The sequence below is a fragment of the Streptomyces caniferus genome (genome assembly GCF_009811555.1).
In the GTDB taxonomy this organism is placed as follows: domain Bacteria; phylum Actinomycetota; class Actinomycetes; order Streptomycetales; family Streptomycetaceae; genus Streptomyces; species Streptomyces caniferus.
In genome coordinates this window covers 3,838,660-3,862,827 of sequence record NZ_BLIN01000005.1, presented here as the reverse complement: position 1 = coordinate 3,862,827, position 24,168 = coordinate 3,838,660, and the positions used below count along the sequence as shown (strand labels likewise).

At 73.3% G+C, this 24,168-nt stretch carries 17 protein-coding genes; 9 read left to right on the top strand and 8 right to left on the bottom strand.

Annotation, left to right across the window (positions count from 1 at the left end):
• Window position 1: 1 nt before the first annotated feature.
• Complete coding sequence (locus Scani_RS33375; RefSeq protein WP_246296475.1) at window positions 2–988, bottom strand: hydroxyacid dehydrogenase; 987 nt, start codon at window positions 986–988, stop codon at window positions 2–4.
• A 334-nt stretch (window positions 989–1,322) separates the two neighbouring features.
• Here Scani_RS33375 and Scani_RS33370 point away from each other — a divergent pair, with 334 nt between their 5' ends.
• Window positions 1,323–3,296, top strand: a complete 1,974-nt coding sequence (locus Scani_RS33370; protein WP_159481463.1) for a DUF2264 domain-containing protein — start codon at window positions 1,323–1,325, stop codon at window positions 3,294–3,296.
• Between the two features lie 120 nt (window positions 3,297–3,416).
• Here Scani_RS33370 and Scani_RS33365 read toward each other — a convergent pair whose 3' ends face one another.
• A complete protein-coding gene (locus tag Scani_RS33365; RefSeq protein ID WP_159481462.1) occupies window positions 3,417–4,190 on the bottom strand; it encodes an SDR family NAD(P)-dependent oxidoreductase in 774 nt (257 codons plus the stop codon).
• A gap of 187 nt (window positions 4,191–4,377) precedes the next feature.
• A complete protein-coding gene (locus Scani_RS33360; RefSeq protein WP_159481461.1) occupies window positions 4,378–5,043 on the bottom strand; it encodes an MOSC domain-containing protein in 666 nt (221 codons plus the stop codon).
• A 159-nt stretch (window positions 5,044–5,202) separates the two neighbouring features.
• Here Scani_RS33360 and Scani_RS33355 point away from each other — a divergent pair, with 159 nt between their 5' ends.
• Window positions 5,203–6,114, top strand: coding sequence for a LysR family transcriptional regulator (locus tag Scani_RS33355; RefSeq protein ID WP_159481460.1), 912 nt, complete (start codon window positions 5,203–5,205; stop codon window positions 6,112–6,114).
• Between the two features lie 172 nt (window positions 6,115–6,286).
• Here the strand turns inward: Scani_RS33355 and Scani_RS33350 are convergent, their stop codons facing one another.
• Complete coding sequence (locus tag Scani_RS33350) at window positions 6,287–6,619, bottom strand: WhiB family transcriptional regulator (RefSeq protein ID WP_159481459.1); 333 nt, start codon at window positions 6,617–6,619, stop codon at window positions 6,287–6,289.
• Window positions 6,620–6,998: 379 nt separating this feature from the next.
• On the opposite strand from Scani_RS33350, the gene Scani_RS33345 reads away from it, so the two are divergent.
• The 4 genes from Scani_RS33345 to Scani_RS33330 all read left to right on the top strand — a co-directional run bounded on the left by Scani_RS33345 (window position 6,999) and on the right by Scani_RS33330 (window position 11,384).
• Window positions 6,999–7,610, top strand: a complete 612-nt coding sequence (locus Scani_RS33345) for a response regulator transcription factor (RefSeq protein WP_003948568.1) — start codon at window positions 6,999–7,001, stop codon at window positions 7,608–7,610.
• A gap of 283 nt (window positions 7,611–7,893) precedes the next feature.
• Window positions 7,894–8,469, top strand: a complete 576-nt coding sequence (locus Scani_RS33340) for a sigma-70 family RNA polymerase sigma factor (RefSeq protein ID WP_043264857.1) — start codon at window positions 7,894–7,896, stop codon at window positions 8,467–8,469.
• A 138-nt stretch (window positions 8,470–8,607) separates the two neighbouring features.
• Entirely contained in the window at window positions 8,608–10,110 is a 1,503-nt protein-coding gene (gene guaB / locus Scani_RS33335) for an IMP dehydrogenase (RefSeq protein WP_159481457.1), read from the top strand.
• A gap of 158 nt (window positions 10,111–10,268) precedes the next feature.
• Window positions 10,269–11,384, top strand: coding sequence for a GuaB3 family IMP dehydrogenase-related protein (locus Scani_RS33330; protein WP_159481456.1), 1,116 nt, complete (start codon window positions 10,269–10,271; stop codon window positions 11,382–11,384).
• A 603-nt stretch (window positions 11,385–11,987) separates the two neighbouring features.
• Here Scani_RS33330 and Scani_RS33325 read toward each other — a convergent pair.
• Window positions 11,988–13,235 (bottom strand): nucleotide sugar dehydrogenase, encoded by a 1,248-nt coding sequence (locus Scani_RS33325; protein ID WP_159481455.1) that lies wholly within the window; start codon window positions 13,233–13,235, stop codon window positions 11,988–11,990.
• Window positions 13,236–13,453: 218 nt separating this feature from the next.
• Here Scani_RS33325 and Scani_RS33320 point away from each other — a divergent pair, with 218 nt between their 5' ends.
• Window positions 13,454–15,160 (top strand): glycerol-3-phosphate dehydrogenase/oxidase, encoded by a 1,707-nt coding sequence (locus tag Scani_RS33320; protein WP_159481454.1) that lies wholly within the window; start codon window positions 13,454–13,456, stop codon window positions 15,158–15,160.
• A 15-nt stretch (window positions 15,161–15,175) separates the two neighbouring features.
• Here the strand turns inward: Scani_RS33320 and Scani_RS33315 are convergent, their stop codons facing one another.
• Window positions 15,176–16,408 carry a serine hydrolase domain-containing protein gene (locus tag Scani_RS33315; protein ID WP_159481453.1) on the bottom strand — a complete coding sequence of 411 codons (1,233 nt, stop codon included), beginning with the start codon at window positions 16,406–16,408 and terminating at the stop codon, window positions 15,176–15,178.
• Between the two features lie 189 nt (window positions 16,409–16,597).
• Here Scani_RS33315 and Scani_RS33310 point away from each other — a divergent pair, with 189 nt between their 5' ends.
• Together Scani_RS33310 and Scani_RS33305 are read left to right on the top strand one after the other, a co-directional pair.
• Entirely contained in the window at window positions 16,598–18,769 is a 2,172-nt protein-coding gene (locus Scani_RS33310) for a serine/threonine-protein kinase (protein WP_246296293.1), read from the top strand.
• Window positions 18,770–18,995: 226 nt separating this feature from the next.
• Entirely contained in the window at window positions 18,996–21,293 is a 2,298-nt protein-coding gene (locus Scani_RS33305) for a serine/threonine kinase C-terminal domain-containing protein (RefSeq protein WP_159481452.1), read from the top strand.
• Window positions 21,294–21,321: 28 nt separating this feature from the next.
• Here the strand turns inward: Scani_RS33305 and Scani_RS33300 are convergent, their stop codons facing one another.
• Together Scani_RS33300 and Scani_RS33295 are read right to left on the bottom strand one after the other, a co-directional pair.
• A complete protein-coding gene (locus tag Scani_RS33300; RefSeq protein ID WP_159481451.1) occupies window positions 21,322–22,554 on the bottom strand; it encodes a DNA glycosylase AlkZ-like family protein in 1,233 nt (410 codons plus the stop codon).
• 37 nt (window positions 22,555–22,591) lie between these two features.
• Window positions 22,592–24,130 carry a class I adenylate-forming enzyme family protein gene (locus tag Scani_RS33295; protein WP_159481450.1) on the bottom strand — a complete coding sequence of 513 codons (1,539 nt, stop codon included), beginning with the start codon at window positions 24,128–24,130 and terminating at the stop codon, window positions 22,592–22,594.
• Between the last annotated feature and the right edge of the window lie 38 nt (window positions 24,131–24,168).

The following is a 24,168-nucleotide window of genomic DNA, read 5'->3' as shown; positions in this document are numbered from 1 at the left end:
GTCACGCCGAGCGGCCCAGGTGCTCCGGTCGTACGGGACCGGTGAACGGGCGGCCCCGGGCGTAGCGTTCGAGTTCGTCGAGGGCGTGGTCGGCCAGGCGGTGGAGTTCGGTGCCCAGCGAGCCCGCCACGTGGGGGGTGAGCAGGACGTTCGGCAGCTCGTACAACGGCGAGCCGGCAGGCGGGAGTTCGGGCTCGGTGACATCGAGGACGGCGTGCAGGCGGCCGGAGACCAGCTCGGCGAGCAGGGCCGTCTCGTCGACCAGGGAGCCGCGGGCGGTGTTGACCAGCGTCGCGCCGTCGGGCAGCAGCGCCAGTTCGCGGGCACCGAGCAGATGGCGGGTGGCGGGCAGCTGCGGGGCGTGCACGGTGACCACGTCGCTGCCGGCGCAGAGCACGTCGAGGGGGACCGGCCGCACGCCGAGCCGGGCGGCGTCGGCGTCGGTCACGTAGGGGTCGTGCAGCAGGACGCGCAGCTCGAACGGGCGCAGCAGCTCGATGACGCGGCGGCCGATGCGGGAGGCGCCGATGACGCCCACGGTGCGGCGGTAGTTGCCGGCGGCGGCGAGTTCCTCGTGCCAGTCGTGGGGTGCGCGCAGGCCGCGGTAGCGGTGGGCGGAGTGCAGTACGCGCTTGTTGGCGAAGAGGATCGCGGCGAGGGTGTACTCGGCGACCGGGAGCGCGTTGACGGCGGCGGCCGAGGAGACCGTGAGACCGCGCTCCCAGCAGGCGTCAGTGAGGTGGTGTTTGACCGATCCGGCGGCGTGCACGACGGCGCGCAGCCGTGGGGCCGCGTCCAGCACCCGGCCGGTGAGCGGCGGGGCTCCCCAGCAGGTGAGGAGCACCTCGGCGTCGGCGAGGGCGGCGGCGACCTCCGGGGTGGGGGCGGCCAGCTCGTGCGCGACGAGGCGGGGATCGGTACGGGCGAGGGCCGTGAGGCGGTCGCGGTGGCGGGCGTCGAGGAGCCGGCCGGCGATGCCGGGGCCCATCGCCAGCAGCACGGTGGGCCGCCGGCCGGCGGGCTCCTTTGCCGGTCCGGAGGCGCGGTCGGGGGTGGGGTCGGGGGTGGGGTGCCTGGTGGTCATCAGCGCTCCTGCCGGGAAGCCTGTGGTGGCGGGCCGTGGTGATCCGTCGCCCTGCATCGCCGTCGGTGACGAGACGGGCTTTCCCGGGAACCGGTCGTTCGATGCCCGGTGAACCGGTCGTCGATGCCCTGCCGGCCGGCCGTTCGACGCCCTCCCCGTGCGCGGCGATTGACGTGCCGTCGGCCGCGGTTGAAGGATGCCGTCGCCCGGCCGCCGCCCACCGTCCCAGGGGGAAGCCATGTCCGCGCCGCACGCCGAGCCCCACCTCCCACCCCACAGGCACCCTCGGCACCACCCACCCCACCCGCCCGTGTCGCTCCCCTTCCCCCTCCCGCCCGAGGACCGCCGCCGCAGCGCCTACACCGGCTGGACCCGCGCGCACTGGGAGGCGACGGCCGACGGACTGCTCCGCGCCACGGCCCCCTACGCGTCGCCCCGGAACGGCCTGATCGCCTTCCCCGGGGCCCGCCCCAGCTCCTCCGGTCCCCGTTCGGACGGCCTCGAAGGCTTCGCCCGCACGTTCCTGCTCGCCGCCCTCAGAGTCGCCGGCGACAACGGCCACGACCCGCACGCCCACCTCTCCCGCTACGCCGAAGGCCTGGCCGCGGGCACCCGGAGCCCCACGTCCGCACCCGCGTCGACGGGCACCGACCCCGACTCCTGGCCCCGTATCGACGCCGTCCGCCAGGCCCGCGTCGAGGCCGCCTCGGTCGCCCTCGGCCTGCGCCTGACCCGCCCCTGGCTGTGGGACCACCTCGACGACGAGGTCCGCGCCCGTCTCGTCGAGTGGCTGCTGCCCGCCCTCGGTCCTTCCCCCGTCGACAACAACTGGTGGCTCTTCGGCCTCACCGTCGGCGGCTTCCTCGCCGACGTGGGCATCGAGACCGTACGCGCCGGGGCCGCCATCGACCGTGCGCTGGCCCGTATCGAGGACTGGTACCGCGGCGACGGCTGGTACTCGGACGGCGACAACCGCGCCTTCGACCACTACAACGCCTGGGCGCTGCACTTCTACCCGGTCCTGCACGCCCACCTCGCCGCCGACCGGACGCTCCTGGCCACCTACGGCGCCCGCCTGAGCGCCCAACTGGACAGCTGTACCCGGCTCTTCGACGCCAACGGCGCGCCCCTGCCGTTCGGCCGCTCCCTCACCTACCGCTTCGCCGCCACCGCCGCCCCGTGGCTGGGCGCCCTCACCGGCCACACCCCGCTCGCCCCCGGTGCGACCCGCCGCCTCGCCTCCGGGGCCCTGCGCCACTTCCTCGACCGGGGCGCCGTCACCGAGGCGGGCCTGCTACCGCTCGGCTGGTACGGCCCCTACGCACCGATGCTCCAGAGCTACTCGGGCCCGGCTTCCCCCTACTGGGCGGCCAAGGGCTTCCTCGGCCTCCTGCTCCCCGCAGATCACCCCGCCTGGACCGCCCCCGAGGCCCCGCTCCCCGCCGAAACCGCGGACACCGCCCGCCCCCTCGGCCGCACCGGCCTGCTCCTGCAGTCCACCGCCTCCGACGGCCTGGTCCGCCTCCACAACCACGGCAGCAACTCCACCCGCGCCGCCCCCGACCCGTACTACGCCCGCTTCGCCTACTCCACCCGCACCGGCCCCACAGCGCCCACCGCCGACGGCCGGTCCCTGCCCGACAACCACTTCGGCCTGCTCCTCGACGGCCGCCCCACCACCCGCGGCCCCGCCACCCCGCACGCCACCGGCCCCGGCTGGGTCTCCTCCACCCACACACCCCGTCATGCCGACGGCAGCGCTCTCCCGGGCCTCCGCATCCTGTCCGCCACCCTCGTCCACGGCCGCGCCGAACTCCGCGCCCACCTGGTCACCGGCGCCGCCCCCGGCACCCGGGTACGCCAGACGGGCTGGGCCACCACGCCCGACGGCCCCACCGCCCAACTCCATGGCGTCCACGGCTACGACACCCCGCCGCGCCGAACCCCGACGGGAAGCACCCTCTTCGGCCCCGGCACCGAAACCGCCGTCCTGGAGGGCCGCATCACCTCCGGTCCCGGGGGCGCCCTCTTCGTGGCCCTGGTCTCTCTGACGGGAGAGCCCGACCCCGCCCCCGTACATACCCTGGCGGCCCTTCGCCTGACGGGCCACGACATCCATGTCACCTGGCAGGACGGCACCCGTGCTCACCTGGTCCTGTCCCTCCCGCCCACGGGAGGCGACGGGCGGGAGGGGCCGGGGGCCGGGGCGTGAGCGGCAGTTGCCCAGGCCGGGCCGTGGGGGCCGCCCGCCACCACGGCCCCGGGAGCCCTCGAAGCGGAAGGGCACACCAACGCGGCGCCGGCCCCCGGCGCCGCGGGACGTCACACCACGTCAGCGAGGCCCGTACTTACGGCCGGTACGGGACGTCATACCGCCCAGCACCCCACGGGGCGCCAGCTTCACGGCACCCATGAGCGCCTTGTACCGCGGGTCCGGAATGGAGAGGGACTTCCCCCGCGTCAGATCCTTCATCGCGGCGTCGACCAGCTTGTCCGCGTCCAGCCACATCCATCCGGGGATGTTGTCCGTCCCCATCCCGGCCCGCTGGTGGAACTCGGTCCGCACGAACCCCGGGCACAGCGCCATCAGCCGGACGCCGCTGCCCGCCAGATCCCGCGCGGCGCCCTGGGTGAACTGCACGACCCACGCCTTGCTCGCGCCGTAGGTGCCGCGCGGCACGAACGCCGCCACCGACGCCACATTGACCACCGCGCCCCGCCGGCGGTCCCGCATCCCGCGCACCCCGGCCGTGGTCAGCCGGAGCACCGCCTCGCAGTGCACCTTCAGCATCGTCAGCTCGTCGGCCATCGAGACTTCGAGGTATTCGCCCTTGTTGCCGAATCCGGCGTTGTTCACCAGCAGATCCACCGGGTGCTTGGTGTCCGAGAGCCGCGCCTCGACGGCGGCGATGCCCTCCTCGGTGGCCAGATCGGCGCTCAGCACCTCGGCCTCGATGCCGTGCCGGTCGTGCAACTCGGTGGCCTGCTCGTGCAGTCGCTTCTCGTCGCGCGCGACCAGCACCACGCTGTGGCCGTCACTCGCGAGCCGCCGGGCGAACGCCGCCCCGATGCCCGCCGTCGCTCCCGTGATCAATGCAGTCGTCATACGGGCACGCTATCCGCCCGGGGCACGACGCCCGCGCCCCTCCCCCCGGCGGCGCGGCCGGGCCGTCCGGCCCGCCGGCGACCGGGCCGCCGGGCCCACTGCCCACCGCCTGCGCGACCCCTCGCCGCCCGGCAGCCGCGGGCCGCCCCGGCCGGCCCCCGGAGTCGGCGCGCGACACTCCCGCGGCTCAACGCCCCTGCTGTGCCGCGTACTTCAACGCCTTGCGCCGGGCCTCCTCATGGAGCGCCTCGCCCGCCTCCAGCAGCCGCGGCATCAGCTCCCGTCGGCTGGTCAGGGCCTGGAAGGTCAGACCGATCGTCACCTCGTGATCCGGGCGGTACACCACGTCGACGGCGTCCCCCGCGCGGATCTCGCCCGGCTCGATCACCCGTAGATACGCGCCGGGCACCGCAGCCTGGGTGAACCGCTTGATCCAGCCGTGCTCGCCCATCCAGCCGTGGAACGTACGGCAGGGGGTGCGCGGTGAGGTGACCTCCAGCAGCAGCCGCGGGCCGACCCGCCAGCGTTCGCCGATCCGGGCGCCGGTGACCTCGACGCCCGACGTGGTGAGGTTCTCGCCGAAGTACCCGTTGGGCAGCTCGCGGCCCAGCTCCCGCTGCCATTCGTCCAGGTCCTCGCGCGCGTAGGCGTAGACGGCCTGGTCGTCGCCGCCGTGGTGGCGCAGGTCGACCACCGCGTCACCGGCCAGCCCGCTGCCCGCGGTGCCGTGGGGGCCGGGGGCGGTGACCGCCACCGGGCCGTCCACGGGCCGCTTGTCGATGCCCGTGCCGCCCTCGGCGTCGGTGTGCTCGGACGGGGTGGGCCGCCCCAGGTTCACGGTCAGCAGCTTCATAACGGTGCTCCGTCGCTCGATCGGCGTGGTCCGTGGGAAGTCCCGTCGGGGGCGTCCCCGATCACGCATGTTCTCGATCCCGTCCCACGCTAGCTCTCCTTCCCAAAAGCATCGACTCTATTTTTCCCGGTCAACCCAAGACTCGCTTATGCTTGAGGCATGATCGAGGCCCGTCATCTCCGTGTGCTGCGTGCCGTCGCCAGGACCGGCTCGTTCTCCGCCGCCGCGCGCGAACTGGGCTGCACCCAGCCGGCCGTCAGCCAACAGATGAAGGCCCTGGAACAGTCCGCCGGCACCCCGCTGCTGGTCCGCGCCGGCCGCGAGATGCGGCTGACCCAGGCGGGTGAGGCGCTCGTACGGCACGCCGTGGGCATCCTGGCCGGGCTCACCGCGGCCGAGGAGGAGATCGCGGCCATCGCGGGCCTGCGCGCGGGGCGGGTGCGGCTGGTGTCCTTCCCCTCCGGCAGCTCGACGCTGGTGCCCACCGCCCTGGCGAAGATGCGCGCCGCCCACCCCGGCACCCGCGTCTCCCTGGTCGAGGCCGAGCCGCCGCGCTCCATCGAGATGCTGCGCAACGGCGACTGCGAGATCGCGCTGGCCTTCCGCTATCCGGAGGTGCGCGGCGCGGACCCGGCGGCCGGGGCGGAGTGGGACGACCTGGTGGTCCGCCCGATCCTGGCGGACCGGCTGGTCGGCCTGGTGCCGGACGGTCACCGGCTGGCGAAGGCCGGCACCGCGCAGTTCGCCGAGCTGGCCGACGAGGCCTGGATCGCGGGCTGCCCCCGCTGCCGCAGGCATCTCGTGGAGGTCTGCGAGAGCGCGGGCTTCACCCCGCGCATCGATTTCGCGACGGACGACTATCCGGCGGTGATCGGCCTGGTCGGCGCGGGCCTGGGCGTCGCCGCGCTGCCGGAGCTCACCCTGGAGTCGGTACGCCCCAAGGGGGCCACGGCGATACGGATGGAGCCCGCCGTGCACCGCGAGATCGTCGCGCTCACGCTGCCGGACCTGGCGCAGGTCCCCGCCGTCGAGGCGACGCTCGACCGGCTGGCGGATGCCGCGGGGCGCTGAGGGCGCGAGGGGACGCGAAGGCGACGCGGGAAGGGGACACGGGGGACGCGCGGGACGCGGCGCGAGGGGACGTGAAGGGCCGCGACACAAAAGGAGCCCCCGCCTCTCCTGCGGGCTGCGGTCGTGCAGCCATGCAGGAACGTTTCTTCAGGGGCGATGCGCTCCCGAAGTCTCAGGCGCCGGAGACGCCCGCGGGACCGGTCATGGAGGACGCGGGGATCAGCCGGTGACGGGCCCGGCCCATGAGTTCCTCGCGTTCGTCCTCCGTCAGGCCGCCCCACACCCCGTAGGGCTCACGGACGGCCAGCGCATGCGCCGCGCACTCGGCCCGTACCGGGCAGCGCATGCAGACCTCCTTCGCCGATGTCTCACGCGCGCTACGGGCCGCTCCACGCTCACCCTCGGGATGGAAGAAGAGCGAGCTGTCCACGCCGCGGCAGGCGGCGAGCAGCTGCCAGTCCCAGAGGTCTGCGTTCGGGCCCGGGAGGCGGGAGAAATCTGCCATTGCTTGTCCCCTCGAAGCGATGCTGATTCGGGCTCGGTGCTCACGACGGTACATCTACTGTCGAAGTAGATGTAAATATGACTCATTGCGAATCTAGTCATAGTCACCACGAAAATGGAAGAAAGAGAGCCAAATAGGGCATAGGGTGCACGCGCGGATGCCGGTCGCCCATTGAGTCGTCTGCGTATCCGGCTCCTTACGGAGCGTGCTGAACTCGGTCGCCGAAGCCGTAACTCTTTCGAGTGACCGTCGTTGAGAGTGCGGAGGCGGTTGGCAGAGGTAGGCGTCGGGCAGATGTCCGAGGCCGCCAATCGCACAGGTGACGATACGTACCAGCCTGGAGGCTCAAGGTGACGCGCATCAGCTGCGGAGGGCGGTCATGACATCCGTCCTCGTCTGCGACGACTCCCCGCTTGCCCGAGAGGCGCTCCGTCGGGCGGTTGCGACCGTGCCCGGCGTCGAGCGTGTGACGACCGCGGCCAACGGCGAGGAAGTCCTCCGCCGCTGGGGTGCCGATCGCTCGGATCTGATTTTGATGGACGTACGGATGCCCGGTCTCGGCGGTGTCGAGACCGTGCGCCGGCTGCTGTCCGCCGATCCCGGCGCCCGGATCATCATGCTCACGGTGGCCGAGGATCTGGACGGTGTCGCGCTCGCGGTCGCCGCCGGAGCCCGTGGCTATCTGCACAAGGACGCCTCGCGCGCCGAGCTGCGGGCGACGGTGACCCAGGCGCTCGCCGACCCGACGTGGCGGCTCGCCCCGCGCCGGCTGCGGTCCGCCGAGATGGGTGCCGCGCCGACGCTGACCGCGCGCGAGATCCAAGTACTGGAGGGCATGAGTCACGGCCGTTCGAACGCCGAGATCGGCCGTGAGCTGTTCTTGTCGGAGGACACGGTCAAGACCCACGCGCGGCGCCTTTTCAAGAAACTCGGCGCCTCCGACCGGGCGCATGCGGTGGCCCTGGGCTTCCGCTGGGGACTGGTCCGCTAAGGCGTTGTGACGTGCAGCGATGCGGGGGAGTGGAGATCCCCGCCCGCCCTGCGGCGGGCGGGGTGACAGGGTGCCCCGCAACCGTCGGCGTACCACCGCGGTCCGATTCCCCGCGCGGTGCCGCATCCTTGGAGGTATGGAGTTCCTCGGGGACGGGTCGGTCGGGCACGAGGGGAGGGCGCAGGAGATGACAGCAGCCGGCGCACCTGCCGCGCATAACGCTTCAGTGCACAAGTACGGACCTGATGCCGCGGATCGTGCGGCGCCAAGGCACCATGGTCCGATGCGTGATGACGGGAAGCAGGAAATCGGCGCTCTCGTCGCGCGTGCTGTCGAGGGTGACCAGCGGGCCACCCACGATCTTCTGGCCCATGTGCACCCCCTCGCGCTGCGCTATTGCCGCACCCGGCTGTCGAGACTGCCGGGTGACGCTCGCCACTTCGTCGAGGACCTGGCGCAGGAAGTGTGTGTCGCGGTGCTCTGCGCGCTGCCGCGCTACCGCGACACCGGCAAACCCTTCGAGGCGTTCGTCTTCGCCATCGCCGGTCACAAGGTCGCCGATCTGCAGCGGGCCGCGATGCGGCATCCGGGCAGCACGGCCGTGCCGTCCGACGAGATGCCCGAGCAGCCGGACGACTCCCTCGGCCCCGAGGAGCGGGCGCTGCTCAGCAGCGACGCCGAGTGGGCCAAGAAGCTGCTGGCGAATCTTCCGGAGAACCAGCGCGAGCTGGTGCTGCTGAGGGTCGCCGTGGGGCTGACCGCCGAGGAGACCGGGCAGATGCTGGGGATGTCGCCCGGCGCGGTGCGGGTCGCCCAGCACCGTGCGCTGAGCAGGCTGCGGGCGCTCGCCGAGCAGTAGCAGATCCTGGCGTACGCGGCGGAATATCGCCGTAGAAATACACAAGTGACGAGGCCCTCATCGCTCGTGGATTGGGACACTTCCTTAGGCCGTTAGCATGGGAGTCCGCGCTGAGGCAAGAGCATTGGGGAAGGTGTCATGAGTGACAACGTCGACGGTATGCCCGCCAAATTCGCCATGCTCGGGCTGACATACGACGACGTGCTGCTGCTGCCCGGCGCGTCGGAGGTGCTGCCGAACACGGTGAGCACCGCTTCCCGGGTCTCGCGCAACGTCGCGGTGAACATCCCGCTGCTGTCCGCGGCGATGGACAAGGTCACCGAGGCGCGCATGGCCATCGCCATGGCGCGGCAGGGCGGCGCGGGCGTACTGCACCGCAACCTGTCCATCGAGGACCAGGCCAACCAGGTCGACCTGGTCAAGCGCTCCGAGTCCGGCATGGTCACCGACCCGATCACGGTCCGCCCGGACGCCTCGCTCGCCGACGCCGACGCGCTCTGTGCCAAGTTCCGCATCAGCGGAGTGCCGGTCACCGACGCCGCGGGCAAGCTGCTGGGCATCGTGACCAACCGCGACATGGCCTTCGAGATGGACCGCAGCCGTCAGGTCCGCGAGGTCATGACGCCGATGCCGCTGGTCACCGGCAAGGTCGGCATCTCCGGCGAGGACGCCATCGAGCTGCTGCGCCGCCACAAGATCGAGAAGCTTCCGCTGGTCGACGAGGCGGGCGTGCTCAAGGGTCTGATCACGGTCAAGGACTTCGTCAAGGCCGAGAAGTACCCGAACGCCGCCAAGGACGCCGAGGGCCGGCTGGTCGTCGGTGCCGCGGTGGGCGTCGGCGACGCGGCGTACGACCGGGCGCAGGCACTGGTCGAGGCCGGTGCCGACTTCCTCGTCATCGACAGTGCGCACGGCCACAGCCGCGGCATCCTCGACATGATCGCCAAGGTCAAGTCCAACATCAACGTCGATGTCGTCGGCGGCAACGTCGCCACCCGTGACGGCGCCCAGGCGCTGATCGACGCGGGCGCGGACGGCATCAAGGTCGGTGTCGGCCCCGGCTCCATCTGCACCACCCGCGTCGTCGCCGGCGTCGGCGTGCCGCAGGTCACCGCGATCTACGAGGCCGCGCAGGCCGCGAACGCCGCGGGCGTGCCGCTGATCGGTGACGGCGGTCTGCAGTTCTCCGGCGACATCGCCAAGGCCATCGCGGCCGGCGCGGACACCGTCATGCTGGGCTCGCTGCTGGCCGGCTGCGAGGAGTCGCCCGGCGAGATGGTCTTCATCAACGGCAAGCAGTTCAAGTCGTACCGCGGCATGGGCTCGCTGGGCGCGATGCAGTCCCGCGGCCAGGCCCGCTCCTTCTCCAAGGACCGCTACTTCCAGGACAACGTCCTGTCCGAGGACAAGCTGGTCCCCGAGGGCATCGAGGGCCAGGTGCCCTACCGGGGTCCGCTCGCCTCGGTCGCCCACCAGCTCGTCGGCGGTCTGCGGGCCTCCATGGGCTACGTCGGCTCCGCCGACATCCCCGAGCTCAAGGAGAAGGGCCACTTCGTCCGCATCACCTCCGCGGGCCTCAAGGAGAGCCACCCGCACGACATCCAGATGACGACCGAGGCGCCCAACTACTCGGGTCGCTGAGGTCCCCTCGACACGAGGGGGTCGGATGACCACAAAGACGTGTCACTACACACGTCGCTAGCACGGCCCTACCGTGAAGCCCGCGGCCGCACCCCGGCCGCGGGCTTCGGTGTGTCGGGGATACTGGAACCGCAGACGTAGAGGGAAAGGCCACACACGTGACTGAGATCGAGATCGGGCGCGGCAAGCGCGGCCGCCGGGCATACGCATTCGACGACATCGCCGTCGTACCCAGTCGCCGCACCCGCGACCCGAAGGAGGTCTCGATCGCCTGGCAGATCGACGCCTACCGTTTCGAGCTGCCGTTCCTGGCCGCTCCCATGGACTCGGTGGTCTCCCCGCAGACCGCGATCCGCATCGGTGAGCTGGGCGGCCTGGGCGTCCTCAACCTGGAAGGTCTCTGGACCCGCTACGAGGACCCGGAGCCGCTGCTCGCCGAGATCGCGGAGCTGGACGGCCCCGCCGCCACCAAGCGGCTCCAGGAGATCTACGCCGCGCCGATCAAGGAAGAGCTGATCGGGCAGCGCATCAAGGAGGTGCGCGACGCGGGCGTCGTCACCGCCGCCGCGCTCTCCCCGCAGCGCACGGCGCAGTTCTCCAAGGCCGTCGTGGACGCCGGCGTCGACATCTTCGTCATCCGCGGCACGACGGTCTCCGCCGAGCACGTCTCCTCCGCGGCCGAGCCGCTGAACCTCAAGCAGTTCATCTACGAGCTGGACGTCCCGGTCATCGTCGGCGGCTGCGCCACGTACACCGCGGCGCTGCACCTGATGCGGACCGGCGCGGCCGGTGTCCTGGTCGGCTTCGGCGGCGGCGCCGCGCACACCACGCGCAACGTCCTCGGCATCCAGGTCCCGATGGCGACCGCGGTCGCCGACGTCGCGGCCGCGCGCCGTGACTACATGGACGAGTCCGGCGGCCGCTACGTCCACGTCATCGCCGACGGCGGTGTGGGCTGGTCCGGCGACCTCCCCAAGGCGATCGCCTGCGGCGCCGACGCCGTGATGATGGGCTCCCCGCTGGCCCGCGCCACCGACGCGCCCGGCCGCGGTCACCACTGGGGCATGGAAGCGGTCCACGAGGACGTGCCGCGCGGCAAGCGGATGGACCTCGGGGCGGTCGGCACCACCGAGGAGGTGCTGCTGGGCCCGTCCACGGTCCCCGACGGCTCCATGAACTTCTTCGGCGCGCTGCGCAGGGCGATGGCGACGACCGGGTACTCGGAGCTGAAGGAATTCCAGCGGGTCGAGGTGACGGTCGCGCCACGGCGCTGACGCGCTTCCCACGTTGCCGGGTGTCCCGCCGTTTTTCTTTCTGTTGTTCTTTTCCCGCCTTCGGCGGGGGCGGGGTTGGTTGTCTGGGGTGGGGCCCCGGCTGGGTGTGGTTGCGCCTTCGGCGGTGGGGTGGTTGTCGGGGTGGGGCCCCGGCTTTGTGTGGGTTGCGGTGGCGGGGGCTCCGGGGTGGGTTGTCGGACTGCTTCGCTTTACGTCCGACAACCCACCCCTCCGCCCCCGCCCCCTCCCGTCAGTTGTGGGCCCCACCCCTGTGGGGAGCAGGAGAAAAACCAAAAACCAGAAGCTCGGCCATGCCACGGCGCGGCCGAGCTTCTGGTTTTTGAACCCTTCCCCCCACCGGGCGGGGGTCGCGGTCCCGGGCGGGAGGTGGTGGGCCGGAGGGGGTGGGTGTTCGGACGTAAAGCGAAGCAGTCCGAACACCCACCCCCGGAGGACCACCACCGGCACCCACCACACAGCACAAGCGGCCCCCGCCCAACCACCACCCACCCCGCCGGACGGCGAGAGGCGGAACGGCGCCGCCCAACCACCACCCCCGCCGGAGGCGAGACGCAAAGCGGCGCCGCAGCCGAAGACGTGGGCCTACAACCGGTGCGCCGCACCGGTAGGCGTCGCGCCCCGCGTATCCAGCAGCAGCTGCGCTTTGACGGCGAGCCCCTGGAGGTCGTACGTGCGGTGGGCCTGGAGGAGGACCGTCAGGTCGGCGGCGGCGGCGGCCTCGTAGAGGGAGTCGGCGCGGGGGACCGGGCGGTCCAGGACGTTCCACTGGGGGACGTAGGGGTCGTGGTAGGTCAGGTGCGCTCCCAGTTCCCTCAGGCGGGAGGCGATCTCGTGGGCCGGTGAGCCCGCCTGGTCTGCGATGTCCGGCTTGTAGGTGACGCCGAGGAGCAGGATCCGGGCGCCGCGGGCGGACTTGCCGTGTTCGTTGAGGAGGGTGGCGCAGCGCTGGATGACGTAGCGCGGCATCCGGCCGTTCACCTCCTGGGCGAGTTCGACCATGCGCAGCGGGTGGCCCGGGGAGCGGCCCTTGTAGGAGAGGTGGTTGGGGTCGATGGCGGGGGCGTGGCCGCCCACTCCGGGGCCGGGGCGGAAGGACTGGAAGCCGAATGGCTTGGTCTCCGCGCAGCGGATGACGTCCCACAGGTCGACGCCGATGTCGTGGCAGAAGACCGCCATCTCGTTCATCAGGGCGATGTTGATGTGGCGGTAGTTGGTTTCCAGGAGCTTGGCGGTCTCCGCCTCGCGGGGGCCGCGGGCGCGGACGACCTTGTCGGTGAGGCGGCTGTAGAAGGCGGCGGCGGCCTCCGTGCAGGCGGGGGTGAGGCCGCCGATGACCTTGGGGGTGTTGGCGTACCGGTGGGTGCGGTTGCCGGGGTCGTGGCGGCCGGGGGAGCAGGCGAGGTGGAAGTCGCGGCCGGCGGTGAGGCCCGAGCCCTCCTCCAGGAGGGGGCGCAGGAATTCCTCGGTGGTGCCCGGGTAGGCGGTGGATTCGAGGATCACCGTGGTGTGCGGGCGCAGCTGTGCGGCCAGTGTGCGGGCGGCGTCGGCCAGGGCGGTGAGGTCCGGCGCGCGGTCCTCCCCGAGCGGTGTGGGCGCGCAGAGGACCGCGGTGCGGACCCGGCCCAGGGTGGTGGGGTCGGTGGTGGTGCGGAAGCCGGCCGAGAGCAGGCGGCGGAGTTCGGTGGCGGACAGCGGCCCGTCGGCGCCGGAGAGGGCGGCGGTGTGCGGGTCGGGGTCGTAGCCGATGGTGCCGATGCCGGCGGTGGTGGCGGCCTGGGCGAGGGGGAGGCCGAGGTGACCGAGTCCGATGACGGCGAGGTCTGCGGGCATGCTGCGGCCGTCCTTCCCGAGCGACTGCGAATGACGTGTGCGCATGACGGCTGGCGATCACGCATAAGTAGACTAAGCGGATATTTGACCCAGAATAGGGATTGATGGATCAAGGCGGCGGGGTGTTGTCGCCGTGAGCGGAGGGTGGATACCGGAACGCAGCGCGGACAGAATCGACGGACGGGGGGGGGTGGCCCCGATCACAGCGGGAGGCAGCGGTGAAGACAGCGATACTGGGACCGGCGCAGCGGGCCGAGGCGCTCGCCCGAATGGCGGAGCGGGAGCTGGACATTCTCGTGGTCGGCGGCGGAGTCGTCGGCGCGGGGACGGCGCTGGACGCGGCGACCCGCGGCCTGTCGACCGGACTCGTCGAGGCGCGCGACTGGGCCTCGGGCACCTCCAGCCGGTCGAGCAAGCTCATTCACGGCGGTCTGCGGTATCTGGAAATGCTGGACTTCGCGCTGGTGAGAGAGGCGCTGAAGGAGCGGGGGCTGCTGCTGGAGCGGCTGGCGCCGCACCTGGTCAAGCCGGTGCCGTTCCTGTATCCGCTGCAGCACAAGGGCTGGGAGCGCTGGTACGCGGGCGCCGGTGTGGCGCTCTACGACACCATGTCCATCTCCTCGGGGCACGGCCGCGGGCTGCCCCATCACCGGCATCTGTCCCACCGGCGGGCCCTGCAGGTCGCGCCCTGCCTGAAGAAGGACGCGCTGGTCGGCGCGCTGCAGTACTACGACGCGCAGATGGACGACGCGCGCTATGTGGCGACGATGGTGCGGACCGCGGCCGCCTACGACGCGCACGTCGCCAACCGGGCGCGGGTGGTGGGCTTCCTGCGCGAGGGCGAGCGGGTGGTCGGCGCGCGGGTGCAGGACGTCGAGGGCGGCGGCGAGTACGAGATCCGGGCGCGGCAGATCGTCAACGCCACCGGGGTGTGGACGGACGACACCCAGCGGCTGATCGGTGAGCGCGGGCAGTTCCACGTCCGGGCGTCGAAGGGCATCCACCTGGTCGTCCCCAAGGACCGCATCCATTCGACGACCGGGCTGATCCTGCGGACCGAGAAGAGCGTCCTGTTCGTCATCCCGTGGGGGCGGCACTGGGTCGTGGGGACCACCGACACGGAATGGAACCTCGACAAGGCGCATCCGGCGGCCTCCAGCGCGGACATCGACTATCTGCTGGAGCATGTGAATGAGGTACTGGCGACTCCGCTGACCAGGGACGACGTGGAGGGGGTGTACGCGGGGCTGCGTCCGCTGCTGGCCGGGGAGTCGGACGCCACCAGCAAGCTGTCGCGGGAGCACACCGTCGCGCATCCGGTGCCGGGGCTGGTCGTGGTCGCGGGCGGCAAGTACACGACGTACCGGGTGATGGCGAAGGACGCGGTGGACGAGGCGGTGCACGGCCTCGACCAGAGGGTCGCGGAGAGCGTCACCGAGGACATTCCGCTGGTCGGGGCCGAGGGCTACCGGGCACTGTGGAACGCGCGGGCCCGGATCGCGGCGCGCACCGGACTCCATGTGGCGCGCATCGAGCATCTGTTGAACCGGTACGGCTCGCTCGCCGAGGAGCTGCTGGAGCTGGTGGTGGCCGATCCCTCCCTGGGCGAACCGCTGGCGGCCGCGGACGACTATCTGCGGGCCGAGGCGGTCTACGCCTGTACGCACGAGGGCGCCCGCCACCTCGACGACGTGCTGACCCGGCGCACCCGCATCTCCATCGAGACCTTCGACCGGGGCACCCGGAGCGCCCGCGAGGTGGCCGAGCTGATCGCGCCCGCGCTGGGCTGGGAGCGCGACCAGATCGAGAAGGAGATCACGCACTACCAGAAGCGGGTCGAGGCGGAACGCGAATCCCAGCGGCAGCCGGACGATCTGACGGCGGATGCGGCGCGGCTGGGGGCTCCGGACATCGTGCCGCTGTAGGCCCGTCAGCAGGCCTCAGTGCCGGGAGGAGCAGAACTCCGCGGTCAGCACCGCCGTGCCGTGCGCCGGATCGGGCAGGGTGTCGGTGTTGATGCGATAGCTGACGATGCGGCGGCCGTCGGCGGTGCCGGCGGCCCGGACGTAGGAGCCGTTGATGTCGCCGTTGTGGCCCCAGACCGTGACGCCGCAGGGCAGCTCGGCCGCGTACAGGCCGAGGCCGTAGGCGCCGCCGGTGCCCTTCTCGTTGCGTATCTGGGCCATCTGGCGCGGCGCCAGGAGCCTGCCGCCGAGCAGCGCTGCGAGGAAGCGGTTGAGGTCGCCGAGGGTGGTGACCATCTCGCCGGCCGCGCCCGCCCTGCTGGGGTCCAGGGACGTGGCGTCCACCCGCCGGCCATCGGCCCGGGAGTACGCGCGGCCGTGCGGGGTGGGCAATGCCGGGTCGGTGCCGGGGAAGGAGGTGTGGTCGAGCCGGGCGGGGACGAGGATGCGGCGGCGGATCTCCGTGGCGTACGGGTTTCCGGTGACCGCCCGGATGACCAGGCCGAGTACGAGGTAGTTGGTGTTGGAGTAGGCGTACCGGGTGCCCGGTGCGGCCGTCGGCGGGTGGCCGAGAGCGATCCGCAGCAGCTCGGCCGGGGTGTGGCTGTCGTAGCGGTGGGCGCCGAAGCCCGTGCCGAAGAGCTGCTTCGACAGCCGGGGGTCCTGGGTGTAGTTGAACAGTCCACTCGTATGGTCCAGCAACTGGCGGATCGTCACGGTGCGCAGCTCGCTGCGGTCGCCGTCCCCGGTGGCCGGGACGCCGGGCGGGAGGTGCGCGGCGGCGCTGTCGTGCAGGGACAGCCTGCCCTCGGCGACGAGTTGCAGGACGACCGTCGCGACCAGGGTCTTGGTGAGGCTGCCGGCCCGGAAGTGGTCCTGCCGGCCCATCGTGCGGCCGCTGCGCAGATCGGCCACGCCGGTCGTGGAGTAGCGGGCGGCGGGGTACCCGGCGCGGGTGGTGAGCGAGGCCGCGCCGGGGATCCCGTCGTCGACCAGGCGCTGCAGTGCGTGCCGGGTCGTCGCGGGCGGCCGTTCGTGCGCCTCGCTCGCGCGGGGAGCCGGCCGGGGTTGGCCCGTGCAGCCCGTCAGGGCGAGTGCGGCCAGCGTGGCCAGGGCACTCGAACGGAGCAGGGCGCGGCGGCGGCCGGCGACCGGCGGCACGGGGGGAAGCACGGCGGTCGCGGCCGGGCGAGGCGAGCGCTTCGGCATCGGGACTCCCGTTCGTCGGGGCCATCATGACGGGTACGTGGTGTCGTCCGGCACAGACCCGGGCCTTCCGCATGGCCGCGGATGAGGGAGAATGAAGGCTCTGCCAGGGTGGGTTGTCCGAGTTGGGCCAGTTTGGTGATCGATGGGACGTCGAAGCTGCCAACTCGGCTGGATTGCAGAGGGGATTCAGTGGGCGACGAGGTCGAGATGGACGGCAAAGGGGGCAGGCTGCTCGCCGGGCGGTACCGGCTCGCCGATGTTCTCGGCCGGGGCGGCATGGGCACCGTGTGGCGGGCACGCGACGAGGTCCTGGGCCGCACGGTCGCGGTCAAGGAGCTGCGCTTCCCGGGCGGGGTCGAGGAGGACGAGAAGCGTCGTCTGATCACCCGCACGCTGCGCGAGGCCAAGGCGATCGCCCGGATCCGGAACAACGGTGCGGTGACGGTCTACGACGTGGTCGACGAGGACGACCGCCCGTGGATCGTGATGGAGCTGGTCGAGGGCCGCTCGCTGGCCGAGGTCGTCCGCGACGACGGCCCGCTCACCCCGCGCCGCGCCGCCGAGGTCGGCCTGGTCGTGCTCGATGTGCTGCGCGCCGCGCACGCCGAGGGCATTCTGCACCGCGATGTGAAGCCGTCCAACGTCCTGATGTCCGACGACGGCCGGGTCGTGCTGACCGACTTCGGTATCGCCCAGGTCGAGGGCGACCCCTCGGTGACCTCGACGGGCATGCTCGTCGGCGCCCCCTCCTACATCTCCCCCGAGCGCGCCCGCGGCCACAAGCCCGGCCCGCCGGCCGACATGTGGTCGCTGGGCGGTCTGCTGTACGCCTGTGTCGAGGGCGTTCCGCCGTACGACAAGGGCTCCGCGATCGCCACCCTGACCGCGGTGATGACCGAACCGGTCGAGCCGCCGAAGAGCGCCGGCGCGCTGGAAGAGGTCATCTACGGCCTGTTGGTGAAGGACCCGGCGGCCCGGCTGGACGACGCCGGTGCGCGGGTGCTGCTGGAGGACGTGGTCCACGCCCCCGAGGCGCAGACGCCCGAGCCCCCGATGGACGCGACCCGGGCGATGGCGCTGCCGACGGCGCCCCTGGAGCGGGCGGAGCCGAAGCCCAGGGCCACGCCCAAGCAGAAGCAGAAGCAGAAGCCCGCCGCGAAGTCGCGGCCGGCGCGGGAGACGAAGCCCGCTGCCGCGCCGGTGGCGAAGCCGGCGGCCGGGAACGCGAGCGCGTCCGTCGCCGGCACGGCGGGCGCGGGCGCGTCCGGGGCCGCGGGGTCGGGCGCGGGCAAGGCCGGGGAGGCGAAGCCCGCCGCGGCGAGCGCGCCGGTGCGGACCGAGCGCCCGCAGAAGAAGAAGGCGGCGGTCCCGGCGGCCGCCGGGGTGACCGGCCAGGACCGGCCGGATGCGGACCGTACGGGCTCGGCGAGCCCGGGCGCGGACCGTCCGGCGGGCGCCCGCCCCGGGTTCGACGCCGAGGCCGCCAAGGAGCGGGTGCGCGGCGCCCTGCAGTCCGTCCGCAGCGCCGCCGCCGCGATGGCGGCCCGCGTGGACTCCGGATCCGGTGACGGGAGCCGCCCGGCGACGCGCGCGTCGGTGACCGATGTCGTCCCGCGCCGGACGCTGATCATCGTGGCCGTGGTCGTCGTCCTCGCGGTGCTGGGCACGGTGCTGGCCGTCTCCCTGGGCGGCGACGATTCGGCGCAGAAGAGCGGCAAGTCGTCGGGCAAGCAGGACAAGGCGACGTCCGCGAGCCGGGCGAAGCCCTCCACGGACGCGGCCGAGGAGGGCGGGGACAAGGCCACGGGCCAGGGCCCGTCGACCCCGCAGCCGCCGTCGAACGTCACCCCCGCCGAGGACAACGGCGGCAAGGACGACGGGGGCGGCAAGGGCGGCAAGGCGGTGCCGGGCGGCTTCGCCGAGGTCTCCAACGGCAGGTTCCACTTCCGGATGGCGATGCCCAAGGGCTTCCATCAGACCGACACCGCGGGGGAGGGCTCCGGCGCCATATACAGCGCCTCGGGCGGCTTCCCGCGCATCCAGATCGACTACAACGCCGAGCCCGGCACCGATGCGGCGGCCTCCTGGCGCAGCCTGGAGCCGGCCGTGCGCTCCTCCAGCGAGGACTACCACCTCATCGGCATCAAGTCGGTGAAGTGGCGGGACTACCCGACCGTCGCCGACTGGTCGTTCACCCGTCGGCAGAGCGGCGAGAAGGTACGGGTCCTCGACCGCGGCTTCCGGGCCGATGACCACCACGGCTACGCCATCATGATCACCTGCAAGGCGGACGCCTGGAAGGACAAGGCCTGCCAGCAGATGATCTCGACCGCGTTCAAGACCTTCGCGCTGAAGGACTGAGCGGGGCCGGGTGCGGGGCTCGGGCACGGGCCGACGAAGAACGGAGAGGTCGCGCGTCGTTGCGCCGACCGGGCCGCAAGCCGTGATGCGGGCACGTATCGTGAGACCGCGAAGACCGGACGCATCCGCAATCGGCGGGAAGACGACCGGAAGTGACCGGAGGCGCCAGCGCCGACGGGCGGCTCCGGCGCGACGGTAGAGACAGCGCGCGCTGCGGGGAGGCGTCGTGGACGAGTACGCGGGAAGGGTGCTCGCCGAGCGATACCGCCTGCCGTTGCGGCCCCTCGGCGACGACGACTTCACCGAGACCCGGGCGTTCGACACCTTCAGCGGGCAGGAGGTGCTGGTCCGTCAGGTGCCGCTGCCGGAGGTCGTCGAAGCGGAGGTCGTGGGGGCACCGGCGACGGGGCCCGGCGAGCGGGGCTCCGGCGGCGGCCGCCCCGGTGCCGCACGGACGACGGCCGGGGTGACGGCGGGGAAGGCCGACCGCAGCCCCCGCGATCCCACCGTACGGCGCGCGCTGGAGGCCGCGACGACGGCGGCGCAGCTGGCTGACCACCCGCGGCTGGAGCAGGTCTTCGACGCCTTCGCGCAGGACGGCAGCCTCTGGATCGTCGCGGAACTCCTCACCGCCCGCCCGCTGTCCGCGCTGCTCGCCGAGCGGCCGCTGTCCCCGCACCGCGCCGCGGAGATCGCCGCGGATCTGCTGACCGCGCTGCGGGTGCTGCACGCGAAGGGCTGGCTCCACCGCAACATCACCGCCCGCACGGTCCTGGTCTGTGACGACGGCCGGGCCATCCTGACCGGCCTGGCGGCGGGCGCGGCCCAGGAGGCGCTGTGCGGATACGATTCGCCCGCCCCGGCCGGGACGCCGCAGGCCGAGGCCGTGACGAAGGGGCCCGTGACGAAGGGGCCCGCGACGAAGGGGCCCGCATCCGACGGGCCCGCCTCCGCACCGGCCTCGCTGACCAAGTCCGCCCCCGACGACGGGGCCGACACCGCCACCCCGTACGGCCGGCCCACCGCCGGGCTCGCCGCCGAGCGGGCGCGGCAGGCGCGGCTGACCGCCATCGGTCCGGTCACCGAACGCTGGGCGCCCGAGCAGGCCGGACCGGTGCACGAGAACTGGCAGTTGGCGCCGCCGGTCGGCCCGGCCACCGACCTGTGGGCGGTCGGCGCGCTGCTCTACCGGAGCGTGCAGGGGCAGTCGCCGTTCCCGGAGGACAGCTCCGCCGAGCTGGCGCAGCTGGTCTGCTCGCAGCCGCCGGCGGTCGCCGAGGAGTGCGGGGCGCTGCGCCCCGTCGTCGAGTCCCTGCTGCGCCAGGACCCCGCCGACCGCCCGGATTTCGAGGAGCTGAGCGGCTGGCTGCGCTCGTTGATCCGTACGGCGCCGGAGCCGGAGGCGGGCAGCAGGCTGGTGACGGTGCCGGCGTCGCAGGGTGCCGATCCGCGGCGGCTGCCGATCGTGCGGCGCCGCGGTGAACTCGTCCGCAAGGGGCGCCACAAGAAGACCCGGGCCTCCCGGCGCGCCCGGCCGCAGCCGGCACCGGCCGTCGTCGGCGCGGACGGCGCGCCGTCGGCCGTGGCCGCACCGCCCGTCCCGCAGGCACCGGCCCCGGAGCAGCCCGGCCCGCTCGCCCCCGCGCCCCGTCCGCCCCGCCCACCGAAGCAGCCCAAACCGCTCCGGCAGCCCCGGGCGGAGCGGCCCGCCGAGCCGCCCCTGCCGTCGGGGCCGGGCAGGGCCGTGGACCGGGACCCCTTCGACCAGGAGATGCCGGGCCAGGTCGGGCTGGGCGCCGCGCCGCGCGAGGGGCGCCCGACGCGCGCACCGCGCCGCCTCGGCCGGCTGCTGCTCACCGTGATCCTGCTCCTCCTCGTCGGCGCGCTCATCTACGCCCTGGCGTTCCTGCCCCGGTCCGGCCGGGACTCCACGGCCGGCGGGCGCGGCGCGGACCGTGCGGGCACCTCGGGCGCGGCGCCCGGCGGCAGCCCTACGCCGTCCGGCGACCGTGGCAAGGGGGACGGCGGGTCCCCCGGCACCGGCGCGCCGCGGACCGCCCGGCCGACGGAGGTCGCCAAGGGCTTCGAGGTCCGCACCGACCCGGAGGGCTTCCAGGTCGCGGTCCGCAAGGGCTGGCAGCGGCGCGGGGCGAACGAGCGGGGCCAGGTGCGCTACGTCGGCGGGGACTTCGAGCTGGTGGTGGTGCCCGGCCGCGACACGACGGCGCACTCCGGCACCGACCCCATGGCGTACATGCAGAACAAGGAACCGGAGCTGGCCCCGTACCGCTCCTCCGGATGGGCCTCGGCCTCCGGTCTGCAGCGGATCGACGTCGGGAAGACCGCGATGGCCGAGGGCACCTTCTCCTGGCGGGACGGCAGCGGCCGCGAGGTGTACGTGCGCAACCTCGCGATGATCCACAACGGCCGCTACCACCTCGTCCTCGTCATCGGCCCGGACAGCGGCCGGCACGAGGCGGACCAGCTGTACGAGCAGGCGACGAGCGCCTACCGCCCGAGCTGAGGAGGCCGGGCGGCGGGGCGGCCGGCCGTCAGGCGCTCAACTCCCGCTCCAGCGGGGTCCGGAAGCGCGGGGTGACGCGGACGTCCCCGAGCCAGGCCGCCAGCCGGGCCGCCTCGGCCGTCACCGCCGCGGCGGCCTCGCTGCCTCCCCCGGACTCCCGGCTTCGCTCCGACGGGGAGGTACCCCCACCCTCGGCCAGCAGCCGCCAGACGATCTCGCCGTCCGCGCGCTGGGCCCAGCCGCCGATGATCCGGCCGCACCACCACACCGTCGGGCCGATGTTGCCGCTGCGGTCGAAGAGCTGCGGTACGTGGTGCGGGTCGAGGTACCAGTCGCGGGCCTTCCAGCCCATCGCGGTGGGGTCGAGGCCGGGCAGCAGCGCGGCCCAGGGAGCGGGAGCGGCGACCGGTTCGAGGTCGTCGGGCAGCGCCACGCCGCCGATGCCGTCGTCCAGGTCCACGTCGACGGCGTCGATGGCGGCGAGCGCCTGCCGGGTCGCGGTGAGCGTCCACCCCGTCCACCACTTGAGGTCCTCGACGGTCGCCGGGCCGTAGGCGGCGAGCCAGTGGCGGGCGAGTGCGGCGCGTGCCTCGGGGGCCGGCGGCGCGGGCAGCTCGGCGAACGCGGTGCCCGGCCTCCAGCGGAAGGAGCTGCTGGTCCAGCCGCCGCGCGGCCGCCCGCGCCGGATGCGGCCCTCGGCGGCCAGTACCCGCAGGATCCGGCTGGAGACGGCGACGGTGGCCTGGTACGGCTTGCCGGGGGAGACCACGATGGTGTCGCGCAGGTCGGGCACCTCGGCGGCGAGTTCGGCCGCGGTCGCCTCGCCGTGTGCGCGCAGCGCGGCCAGCGTCCTCGCCTCGACCTCGGCAAGGCGCCGCTCGTCCCAGCCCGGGGCGCCCTCGGTGATCCACTTGACCATCCCCGCCCGCTCCTTGGCGGCGATGGCCTGCGCGGTGGAGGAGGCGACGACCGGCGTCAGCGCGGCGCCGACCGCGAAGAGCGTGCGGCGCATGCACAGCAGCCGGACCAGCGAGCCGTCGTCGTACAGCGCGCGTTCCACCCCGGCCGGGTCCGGGGCGGTCAGCCGGGCGCAGGCCGCCAGATGGACGGTCGCCGGATCGCTGGCGTGCAGCGCCACGACCGCGTCGGCGACCTCCTCGGCGCGGTCCGCCCGGTACGCGGGCGCCAGCAACTGCCGTCGCCCGAGGCGGGCACGGCGTCCGGCGGTGTCGATACGGGGGCGGGGGCGTGCGCGGCTCATGCGGTGACCGTACGCGGCGGGTAGGACAACCGGTGTCCTACCCGCCCGGAGTCCCGTCGGCGCTCGGCGCGCCTCCGTACCGCTCCCGCAGCTCCCGCTTGAGCACCTTGCCCAGGGTCGCGCCGCGCGGCAGGGCGGCCGGCACCTCCAGACGTTCGGGGAGCTTGTGCGGGGCGAGGCCCTGGGCCAGGAGGTGCGAGCGGACTTCGGCCAGCGTCAACACCGCTGTCCCCGGAGGCTGTTCGACGACGGCGCAGACCATCTCGCCGCGCTCGGCGTCCGGCAGCCCGATGACCGCGGTGTCGGCCACGCCCGGATGCCGGTGGAGGAGTTCTTCGATCTCCTGGGCGGAGACGTTCTCGCCCTTGCGGATGATGATGTCCTTGAGGCGGCCGGTGATGACGAGGTGACCGGTGGGCGTGAGGCGGCCGAGGTCTCCGGTGGGCAGGAAGCCGTCGGGGTCGAAGGGGTCGGGCTCGTCGAGGTAGCCACGGCAGACGGCCGGGCCGCGCAGGGATATCTCGCCGGTGTCGGGGGCGATACGGATCTCCATACCGGCGGGTGGCCGCCCGTCGGTGGTGGCCAGGTGTTCGGGGCTGTCGTGCGGATCGCCCATGGTGACCATCGGGGCCTCGGTCAGGGCGTAGCCGTGGGCGAGTTGGCAGCCGAGTTCGGCGACGACCTCGTGGTACAGCCCGGGGGGCCTGGGCGCCCCGCCGCCGGCCAGCAGCCGCAGCGACGGCAGCAGCCGGCGGCCGGGCGGCAGCGTGCGCTGTGCGGCGAGGAAGAGGGAGTAGAAGGCGGTGGAGCCGCCGGCGATTGTGACGCGGTGGCGGCGGTAGGCGGCGAGGGAGCCGGGCAGCGCGAAGTCTTCCAGCAGGACGGCCGGGATGCCGTGCAGCAGGAGCAGGACGGTGTAGTCGGGGCCCGCGACATGGGCGTAGGGAAAGGCCATCGAGCCGATGTCGGACGGGACCGGGCGGAGGGACTCGCCCAGGGTGCGGCCGGCGGTGCGCAGGCTGTGGTCGGTGTGCAGCACCCCTTTGGGGCCTGCCGTGGTGCCGGAGGTCCAGTAGATCCACCGGACCTCGTCGGCGTCGGCGGGCGGCGGGGGCAGCACGGCCGGATCGGCGTCGGGGAGGGTGTCGTACGCGTCGATGACGGTGAGCGGGCCGGGCAGTCCGGCGGCCAGTCGGCGGGCCATCGCGCGGTGGTCGAAGCCGCGCCGGACGCCGGGGACGGCGAAGAAGGCGGCACGGGTGCGGCGCAGCACCTGGCCCACCTCGTGGTCGCGGTAGAGCGGGACGACCGGGCTCTGGACGGCGCCGATACGGGCCAGGGCGAGGCTGAGCAGCACGGTCTCGATCCGGGTCGGCAGTTGCCAGACGACCCGGCTGCCGGGTCGTACGCCCCGCTCGTAGAGGCCGGCCGCGACCCGCTCCGCGCGCCGGTGCAGGGCGCCGAAGGTGATCCGCCGCTCGTGCCGGGCGGACTCGGCGCCCTGGATGAGGGCGGTGGCGCCGGGGGTGCGGCCGGCCCGCCAGGCGACCAGGTCCCAGAGCGTGGTGCCGGTCATCCGCCCTCCCCTTGACTGACGATGCGTCAGGTCCGGCG